This window comes from Polyangium jinanense, assembly GCF_028435265.1.
GTDB lineage: Bacteria > Myxococcota_A > Polyangia > Polyangiales > Polyangiaceae > Polyangium > Polyangium jinanense.
This window is the reverse complement of sequence record NZ_JAGTJK010000127.1, coordinates 1-8,941: the sequence shown is the minus strand read 5'-3', so window position 1 is coordinate 8,941 and position 8,941 is coordinate 1. Positions and strand designations below refer to the sequence as shown.

Genomic DNA, 8,941 nt, shown 5'->3' with positions numbered 1-8,941 from the left:
AACCTCACTCACCTTCCCCGAGGGAAACAGCGCCGCCTGCGCGGCCATGCGCGTCAGTCGCCGGGTCCGGCGCTTGTCTCCAAGGTCCGCATGCCCGAACTCCTCCTCCGCCCACGCTTCCGCCGACGAGGCCGCCCCTGCATCCAACATCTCACTCGGTAAATGTCGTCAGAGGGGGGGAATGTACCGATCGGAGATGGGACCAATGCTCAGGCCCTGGTTCGGGTCGAGGGGCGAACAGCCCCCGCGGGGCCCGGGGCAGCGCCCCGGCGCGGCGGCCCCCCGAAAAGATCACGCCCCGACGGCTGCGTCTGTGAGCTCCTGGGCCTCGTCGTCGGAGATGCCCCAGCTCTCCTGTGCGAGGGAGAGAATCGACTCCTCTGCCTCGGAAAGCTCGCCGTCCTTGGCTGCGAAGAAGACCAGGATTTGATAGGTGAGACGCTGGACCCGCGGGTCTCGGATCGAGTGCACGATTGACTGCACGCGCCCGACGATGGCGTCCTGGTCTGGGCACTCCTCCGAGATGCGCTCGATCAGGGCGTCGAGGTCGTCCGCCGTGAAGTGCTCGAAGCTGGGGATCTGCTGCGTTGCGAAGAGCAGATCGTTCACGTCGTCGTCGGACAGCTCGCCGTCGGCGAGGGCGCCCCAGAGTGCGAGCTCCAGAATGGCGGCGCTCGTTGCGTTCGTGTGGTCCTCGGGGGCGGACTCCGTGAAGCGCTTCTTGATGCTGAATCCCATGGTGGTTGCCTCTGTCGATGAATCGAAGGGTTGCTGGCGTCGCCGGACACGCGCCGCGGGCGTGCGCCACGTGCGCCGATCGGCAAGCCAATCGATAGCCTCGCTTCGCCAATGCGCGAGGGGTCGCCCTCAGGAGTAAGACAGAAGTAAGAGGTCCGTGCCGAGATAAGCGACGGCAGCCTCAGGGCTCTTGGGACGTCACCACGCCATTCACCGCGCGCGCCTCGGCGACAGATGCGAACCGGACGGGGACCGCGGGGTCGAGCCGGTAGCCGCCGTCTTGCCTCTGCAAGATCTCGCGCAGACCGTGGCCGCGCAGCATCGCGATTGCGACGTGCAGGCGGTTGCGTGCTGCGCTTGGCTGCATCCGCTCGCCGGGCCACGCCGCTTCGACCAGCGCCTTGGGGGAAACCAGCTCGCCTGGCGCGCGCAACCACTGCTCTGCCAGCGTGACGAGCAGCGCTCGCGGCGCGCGCCGCTTGCACCGCTCGACGCGCGCCTGTCCAGGCAGCCGAAACCACTCGCCCTCGCGCTGCACCAAAAGCGCGTCCGCCGCTGCCGCCACCACCGTCCCGCGCTCCGCTGCCCCCGCGCGCGCACGGACCTGCGCCACGTCCTCGCCGAACGACGTGGTGAGTAGATTCAGCGAGAGGCGCACGTCGAGCGACCGTGACAGCAGCGTCGACCGCTCGGACGTGGCGTCCGCGCCACCTTCGTCGGGCAAAAGCACCGCTGCGATGCGGTCGTGCGCCGCCCGCTTCTGGGCGTGCTCCACGTCCGCGGCACCACGCTCGCCCGCGGCGCGTGCCTTTCGCAACTCTGCGTAGGCGCGCAGCAGCTCGACCACGCCCCAGGAGGGATCCTCCGGCGTGGCGAACACGACGGCGGCCGCGTCGAGCCGCGCCGCGGCCGCGTCGGGCCGCCCGCTCGTTGCCTCGACGGCCCCGAGTTGCGCGTCCACGAACGCGATGTGCGGGCGGGCATCGACCTCGCCGAAATACGCCCGCGCCGCCTCGAGGTGCGTGCGCGCGGCGTCGAGCTCGCCGCGCGCGTGGCAGAGCATCCCGAGGTACTGCAGGAGCATCGCCTCCCACAGCCGATCGCCCAAGAGGCGGATCGATCGCAGGGCGGCTGCGTAGCGCGCCGCCGCGGCCTCGTGGTCGCCTTCCTCGTGGTCGACGAGCCCCAGCATCGTCGTGGCCACGGCATCGTAGTACGACTCGCCGGCCGCGCGGTGGAGCGCGAGCGCGGCGGTAAGGCTCGCGCGCGCCTCGGCGAGGTCGCCCTGCTCCTGCAGCGCGAGGCCGAGATCGCCGAGCACGATGCCCTCGCGGCGCGTGTCGCCGAGCGCGTGGTGCAGGGAAATCGCCTTCCGGAAGCAGACGAGCGCCTCGGCGATCTGCCCGTGCTCGCGTTGCAGAATGCCCCTGCGCCAGGCGACGAGCGCCTCGTCGGCACGGCTGCCCGCCGCGAGGCTGCATGCCTCCGCGCGCTCGAACGCGGCCAGCGCGGCGTCGCGCTGCCCCAGGTCCGAGAGGCAAGCGCCCTGGGCGAGGCGCACGCATGCCTCGACCCATGGGTCGCCGAGCTTCTGCGCGATCGAAAGGCCACGCTCGAGATCGCGCAGGCTCTCGGTCATGCGCCCCGAGCGACGGCCCGCGGTGGCACGGGCCGCGAGCAGCCGCGCCAAAAGGGCGCCTGGCACGTCCGCGCGTGTGGCCTCGGCGATCACGCCGTCGAGCAGCCCGAGGTGCCACGGCAGCGAGGCCCGCAGGATCAGGAGGGGCTCGAGCGCGAGCAGCGCGCGTGCCGCGTCTGTCACGCTCTCCTCGCGCGCCGCGCCGGGCGCGAGCGCCGCTTCCACGACGGCCAGCAGATTCTCCTGGTCGAGCGCGAGCTCTGCGCGGGCGTGCTTCCAGTCCGCGCTGAACGACGCCGCGGCCCACGCCTCGCCACGCGTGACGTAGTACGCCGCGTGCCGCCGCGCCGTCGCGTCCCGCAGGCCCAGCTCGTCGAGTCGCTCGCCTGCGTACTGCGCCACGCTGACGTAGAGCCCGAGCCGTAGCTCGGCGCGCGCGCCTGCCGGCTCGATCGCGCGCAGGAGCGATTTTTCGCGCAGGGATTGCACCACGTCGAGCGGCGGCGGCGCGCCCGCGTGGTCCGTGACATCGATCACGTGCTCCGCCGCGTCGAGCGTGAAGTCTCCGCGGAACACCGCGCACTGCGCCAGCGCCGCGCGCTCCCACGGCGAAAGGAGCTCCCACGACCAGGTAAGGCTCGCGCGTAGCGTCGCTTGCCGGTCGCTCGCGTCGCGCGGCCCGCGCGCGAGCACCTCGAAGCGCCGCGAGAGCCGCTCGAGCAGCGCGCGCGGCCCGAGCGTGTTGCACCGCGCCGCTGCCAGCTCCAGCGAAAGTGGCAGGCCGTCGAGCTTCCGGGCGAGCTCCCCCAAGACGCGCACCTCGTCCTCGTCCGGCGCGTAGCCCCGCCGGATCCGCTGCGCGCGATCGATGAGCAGCCGCACCGCCTCGCTCTCCTCCGCGCGCTCCTCCGCGCTCGGCACGTGCAGCGGCGCAAGCTCCCAGACAAGCTCCTCCGACAACCGGAGACGCTCGCGCGACGTGACGAGCAAGCGTGCAGCCGGCGCCAGCCGCAGCCACGCGGAGACCGCGTCGGCCGCAGGCGCGACGAGCTGCTCGAAGTTGTCGAGCAAGAGCAGCACGCGCCCCCGTGCCGAAAGCGCCCGGCCGACGGCCTCCACCGCGGGGCCTGTGCCGAGCGGCACGTCGAGCGCGTGCGCCGTGAGACGGCACAATGCGTCGACGTCGCGCGCCTCGGACAGATCGCAGAAACAGAACTCCTCCGCGAGCGACGTGTCGCCGCCGTATTGCGCGACGAGCTGCTGCACCAGCCGCGTCTTGCCGACGCCTCCCGTGCCCGTCACCGTGACCAAGCGCTCGCCGCGCGCGAGCAGATCGCGCAGCGCGGCGAGATCGGCCTCGCGCCCGAAGAACGCGTTTGCAGGCTGCGGCACGTTGCTGCGCGGCATCCTCATCGACGGCGCGCCCTCTTCGCCAACGGCGCGAAGGGGCGGAGCAGGACGCTCGGGTCGATGGAGTCTTGCGCTGGGCAGTTCCCGGGGATTCGGTGTGGGCATGACGTGGTGTCACGACGAAGTCGCGCCGCGCGGCCCGATGGTAACCCGAAGGAGGTCAAAGACCGAGCGCGTCGCGCAGCTTGCCGAGATACTCCGCCTCTTTGTCGCTGACCTTCTTGCCCGTACCGAAAAACCCTTCGCCCGAGGCGTTGGCCACCCGGTCGGCCACCTCGAGCACCATCTGCTTGTACTCCGCGGCCTCGGCGGGCGCCTTTGCTTCCACGATCGAGCGAGCTTGCCGCACGCGCTCGATCACCAGATCGACCGAAAACCCCTCCGAGGAGCTGCTCGCCTGTTGCTCGTCCTTGTTGGCGTTGACGATGGCCTGGATGAGCTGGTTATGGGGCGCCTTCTCGGCGGCGTCGTTCAAGGTCTTGACCGCTGCGGAAAACTCCTTCGCTGCGGAGATCAATCCGAAGTCGAGTGCGGTGCTCACCGCCGCGGCCATCAGCGGGGTCTCCCTGAGGAGCTGCCACTCCTGCGCAGTGTAATCCGAAGGCTGGGTCATTGTCGCGTCTCCTGGTTGTTTTCTACTCGGATGGTGCGCCGGAGCGTGAAGACGTATGCGCGTGCGCGTCGCGCGCGTGGGCCTCGCCCGGCGGCGAGCGATGTAGTCCGAAGCGACAGGCCCGTGCCTTACTCCGCGCTTATTTCTCGCTTACCCGCGCCGAGCGGCGGGCTCCTGCTCCGGCGCCCCGCTGGGGCGTTGCCCCAGGCCCCACCGGGGCTATCCGCCCCTGGACCCGGACCAGCGCAAGCGCTGGACCCGGGGTCGATAAACTGCGCGATGCGCAGTTTATCGAACAGGCCGAGTCAAGACCGCCGTTGACGTTGCGATTGGCAACGCCGTCTTTGGTCTTGCCACCGGCCTGTGGGAAGAACTGCGCATCGCGCAGTTCTTCCCCAAATGGTCCAGCGCTTGCGCTGGTTCGGGTCGAGGGGCGAACAGCCCCCGCGGGGCCCGGGGCAGCGCCCCGGCGAGGCGCCTTCCAGCAGGACGGAGCGGGCGGGGTCGCCCTGGACGGCGTGACGCTCGGCCTCGGTGGCTCGCTTCGATACATGGGGCGTGGCTCCGATCATGCATTCTCGCGCCACGGAAAATTGGTCGAAGAACGCTTCGTTCATCGTCGGATGCGAGGGAATTTTCGGCGCGCGGGCTACGGCACCCCGAGACCCCGCTGCTTCATGGAGAGCGTTCATGACGGCACGCGTTGCGATTGTGGGCGGTGGGCCTGGGGGCCTTTTTACCGCGTACATGCTCAATGACAAGCTCTGGGACCGCTGCGCGATCACCCTCTACGAGGCGAGCTCCCGCTTGGGCGGGAAGATTGCGACCGCGAAGCTCGGGCCGGGAGGGCCGGTCTATGAGGCTGGCGTCGCCGAGATTTACGATTATTCGATGATCGGGTACGACCCGCTCCGCGCCCTCGTCGAGCATCTCGGGCTCGGTGTGCTCCCGATGTCTGGAGGCACGGTGCTCCTCGGCGACCGGGTCCTCCGCAATATCGCCGATATCCGACAGCTCTGCGGAGAGAACACGGCCCGCGGTGTCGAGGCGTTCCGAGCCGAGGCGATGAGACAGCTCAGCCGCGAGGACTATTACGACTCGCATTGGACGCACGACAATGCGCATGCGTGGGCCAAAAAGACCTGCCGGGAGATCCTGGATCGCGTGAAGGACGACGGCGCGCGCCGCTACTTCGAGGTCGCGGCCCACAGCGACATCGCCACTGAGTCGCACCTGACCAATGGCCTGAATGGCCTCAAGAACTTCCTGATGGACGTGCCCGGCTACATGCGGCTCTACTCCATCGAGGGGGGCATTGAACGCCTCGTCGACCGCCTGCGTGGCCTCGTGAAGGCCGACGTTCGGCTGGGGCGGCGGGTCGTATCGGTCGAGCGCGGCGAACGCGGGTATCGGGTCGTCGCGCGGCATGGGCTCGACGTGGAGGAGGCGGAGTACGATTTCGTCGTGATTGCCCTCCCGCACGATCGGCTATCGATGCTCGAATGGAAGGATCCACGCCTTGCGCGGGCCATGCACGCGCACATCGCGCACTACGACCGCCCGGCCCATTACCTCCGCGTCTCCGTCCTGTTCTCGCGCCCGTTCTGGCGGGATGCCGTGCCGGGCTCGTACTTCATGATCGACACCTTTGGCGGCACGTGCCTCTATGACGAAGGCTCTCGTTATGGCGACGCTGGGGGCAAAGCCGTCCTCGGCTGGCTGCTCGCGGGCAGCGCCGCGCAGACCCTGGCGAACAGCGATGACGCGACGCTCATCCGCGACGTGCTCGACGCCCTCCCTCTGCCCCTCCGGCATGGCCGTGAGCTCGCGATCGATGGCCGTGTGCACCGGTGGCTTTCGAGCGTCAATGGCCTCCCCGGAGGGTTCCCGACGCTCGACATGCGCGAGCGCCATGTCCCGGAGCCGAAGCGGCATCCCGGCCTCTTCCTGGTCGGCGACTACCTCTTCGACTCCACGCTGAATGGGGTGCTCGACTCGGCCGACTTCGCCACGGATTGCCTGACCAGCGAAGTGTTCCGCGGCATCTACCTCCCCGGAGCCGACGCGCGGGGGGGCACGAAGGCGCAAGACGACGAATGGAAGGACACGAAGCGACCCGAGGAGACCGAACGGGCCTGCATCACCCGCGTCGACGGCGCCCGGTCCGAGGACCTCGACCCGGCCTACCACGACTTCTACGACGGCGAGAGCTCCTACGAGGCTTCGTTCAACGAGTACTTCAATGCGCAGTACGTCGTGGACCTCATCGAGATCATCTGGGGCGCGAAGCCTCCGTACAAGCTCCTCGATTGCGGCGCCGCGAACGGCATCACGCTCGAGGAGTTCGCCAAGCTCGACGTCGATGCCTGGGGAATCGAGAAGAGCGCATACATCCACGGGAAGACCGCGAAGAAGTGGAAAGCACGTAACGCCCTCGGCGACGTTTGCGCGATGCCCTTTCGCGACGATGAATTCGACTTCCTCTACGACACCGCGCTCTGTTACGTCCCGCAGAAGGACGTCGGCCGCGCGATCCGCGAGATGGCGCGGGTCTGCAAGAGGGGTGTGTTCTTCGGGTCGATCGCCAGCGACATGACCCAGCAGGTGATCGACGCCCACGACCTCTTCTCCGGCGTCAGCACGTTATCGACCCTGTGGGAATGGTCCGAGCGGTTCCTGGCGAACGGCTTCCGTTTCGCCGTCGTCGACCCCAAGCCGCTCGCTTGGGCCTTCGCGCGCGAGCTTTCGGGGAGCCCGGGAGAGCATCCCTGGTATCCGACGGCCGAATCGATGCGATATTGCTTTTACACGAAGGTGCCTCGTCGACGGAAGAGGCCGTAGCCACCTCCGCGTCTCCAAACGTTCGATCGCCCTCGCGTCACCGTGACCGGCGCCCGATCGAACGTTCGATCCACGGCGCGCCACCATCACCTCCGCGTCGTCGAACGTTCGATCCCCCTCGCGTCGCTGTCACGCGTGCCGGATCGAGCGTTCGATCCCCGGCACGTCATCGTCGCCTCCGCGTCTCCAAACGTTCGATCACCCTCGCGTCACGGTGACGCGCGCCCGATCGAACCTTCGATCACCCGCGCGTCACGCTCTCCCGACCCGGCCCAAACGTCCGGTAACCCTCGCGCGCCCGAAACCTGCTCACCCTGAATGGATTTTTCCTCCGAGCGTTCAACGTGCACCCGACGTTGCATCGCCCGCGTCGCGGTCGGAGAACCACCATCACCGGGCCATCGGCCCAGGGAGCCCCTCATGCGCAAGTATCGCAGCAATGCCTCGTCCTCGGTCCGCTTCGAGTATGGCGTCGAGCTTGCGGCCGGCCTCGCGCAGTTCCCCGAGACCACGTCCGCCGCGCTCGACATCCGGACCGTCAACAACGCGCTCAACGGCCAGCACCAGCAGCGCTGTGCCCTCCGCGTCCCTGTCGTCGAGACGCGCGCTGCTGCCCGCTTCGCCGAATATCACGCCGAACGCGTGATCCGCTCCGCGCTCCGGGCTGCCGAAATCGAGGACGGCGGGCGCCGCGGCAGGATCTGCGCCGCCGTCTTCCCGAAGGGCTCGACCCCGATCCTCACGCCCGCCGGCAGGTCGCAGGTCAAGTCGATGCAAGACCTCGTCGACCGGCTCGATCACGCCAAGGTCGCGGGGATCGAGGCCTACCGCAATGTTTGGTCGCCCAAGCTCGGCGCCGCGCTCTCGAGCCTGGAAGCCGCCCTCGACGCGCACGAGGAGGCGCTTGCCGCCCACGACGACGCATTCAGGGCGGAACTCGCGCTGCGCGACGCGCATCACGACGCGGTCGACCGAGCGATGGGCGTGGTCCGAGCGGCCTTCCCGCGGGATCGCGAGCTTCAGGATGTGATCTTCCCGGTCTTGGAGACCGCGACCACGAAGAGCAAGAAGGGCCCCGTCGAGGAGGCCGACGAATCCGGGGCACCTGCCGTGCCGGCGCAGGGTTGACGGCGGCTGGGAGGCGCTGCGCTGGGGCTTTGCCCCAGGCCCCACCGGGGCTATCCGCCCCTGGACCTGGACCAGCGCAAGCGCTGGACCCGGGATCGATGAACTGCGCTCCCGCGCAGTTCATCGAACAGGCCAGGTCAAGGCGAACGACGACCCTGCCCATCAAGACCGCGGCGCTGACGATTCAACAGGCAACGTGCCCATCGCCAGCGTGCAACGCACCTTCCTGATCTTGCCACCGGCCTGTTGGAAGAACTGCGCGATGCGCAGTTCTTCCACGAATGGTCCAGGGCTTGCCCTGGTTCGGGTCGAGGGGCGAACAGCCCCCGCGGGGTCCGGGGCGGCGCCCCGGCGCAACGGCCCCAAGAAGAGACCAATGCTTGTATCAACCCCACCCTGTAGTAGGCAGCAAGCTGGGAGAGGGTCGCCGTACACTGCTTGAGGCTTGTCCTCGTACCTGAGATCGGCGCCCTCGACCGGTGTTCTTGGCTCGGACGGTATCATGGGGTCCCCCTCCAGGGGGCATCCCCGCATCTACAAGCGCGAGCATGGACACCGGCTCCGAGGCTCCC

6 protein-coding genes are annotated in these 8,941 nt (G+C 68.9%); 2 read left to right on the top strand and 4 right to left on the bottom strand.

The window, feature by feature from the left end; translation table 11 throughout:
• The 4 genes from KEG38_RS56355 to KEG38_RS54530 form a co-directional block, all read right to left on the bottom strand.
• Positions 1-150 (bottom strand): IS4/Tn5 family transposase DNA-binding protein (locus tag KEG38_RS56355; RefSeq protein ID WP_372518248.1); only part of this gene is annotated, 150 nt, incomplete at its 3' end.
• A 141-nt stretch (positions 151-291) separates the two neighbouring features.
• On the bottom strand, positions 292-738 hold the full coding sequence (locus tag KEG38_RS54540; protein WP_272429155.1) for a TerB family tellurite resistance protein: 447 nt from the start codon (positions 736-738) through the stop codon (positions 292-294).
• A gap of 181 nt (positions 739-919) precedes the next feature.
• Positions 920-3,769, bottom strand: a complete 2,850-nt coding sequence (locus KEG38_RS54535) for a tetratricopeptide repeat protein (RefSeq protein WP_272429154.1) — start codon at positions 3,767-3,769, stop codon at positions 920-922.
• Positions 3,770-3,947: 178 nt separating this feature from the next.
• The gene (locus KEG38_RS54530; protein ID WP_272429152.1) at positions 3,948-4,400 is read right to left on the bottom strand and encodes a hypothetical protein; all 453 of its coding nucleotides are present in this window, start codon (positions 4,398-4,400) and stop codon (positions 3,948-3,950) included.
• A gap of 690 nt (positions 4,401-5,090) precedes the next feature.
• Between KEG38_RS54530 and KEG38_RS54525 the strand changes: the two genes are divergently transcribed.
• Both KEG38_RS54525 and KEG38_RS54520 read left to right on the top strand, forming a co-directional pair.
• Positions 5,091-7,241 (top strand): FAD-dependent oxidoreductase, encoded by a 2,151-nt coding sequence (locus tag KEG38_RS54525; protein WP_272429151.1) that lies wholly within the window; start codon positions 5,091-5,093, stop codon positions 7,239-7,241.
• A 420-nt stretch (positions 7,242-7,661) separates the two neighbouring features.
• A complete protein-coding gene (locus KEG38_RS54520) occupies positions 7,662-8,369 on the top strand; it encodes a hypothetical protein (RefSeq protein WP_272429149.1) in 708 nt (235 codons plus the stop codon).
• The last annotated feature ends 572 nt before the right edge of the window (positions 8,370-8,941 follow it).

What these genes read in the sequence shown, in the direction of transcription:
- KEG38_RS54530 (WP_272429152.1), bottom strand. Translation starts at nt 4,400, where the DNA reads ATGACCCAGCCTTCGGATTACACTGCGCAGGAGTGGCAGCTCCTCAGG.
- KEG38_RS54540 (WP_272429155.1), bottom strand. Translation starts at nt 738, where the DNA reads ATGGGATTCAGCATCAAGAAGCGCTTCACGGAGTCCGCCCCCGAGGAC.
- KEG38_RS54525 (WP_272429151.1), top strand. Translation starts at nt 5,091, where the DNA reads ATGACGGCACGCGTTGCGATTGTGGGCGGTGGGCCTGGGGGCCTTTTT.
- KEG38_RS54520 (WP_272429149.1), top strand. Translation starts at nt 7,662, where the DNA reads ATGCGCAAGTATCGCAGCAATGCCTCGTCCTCGGTCCGCTTCGAGTAT.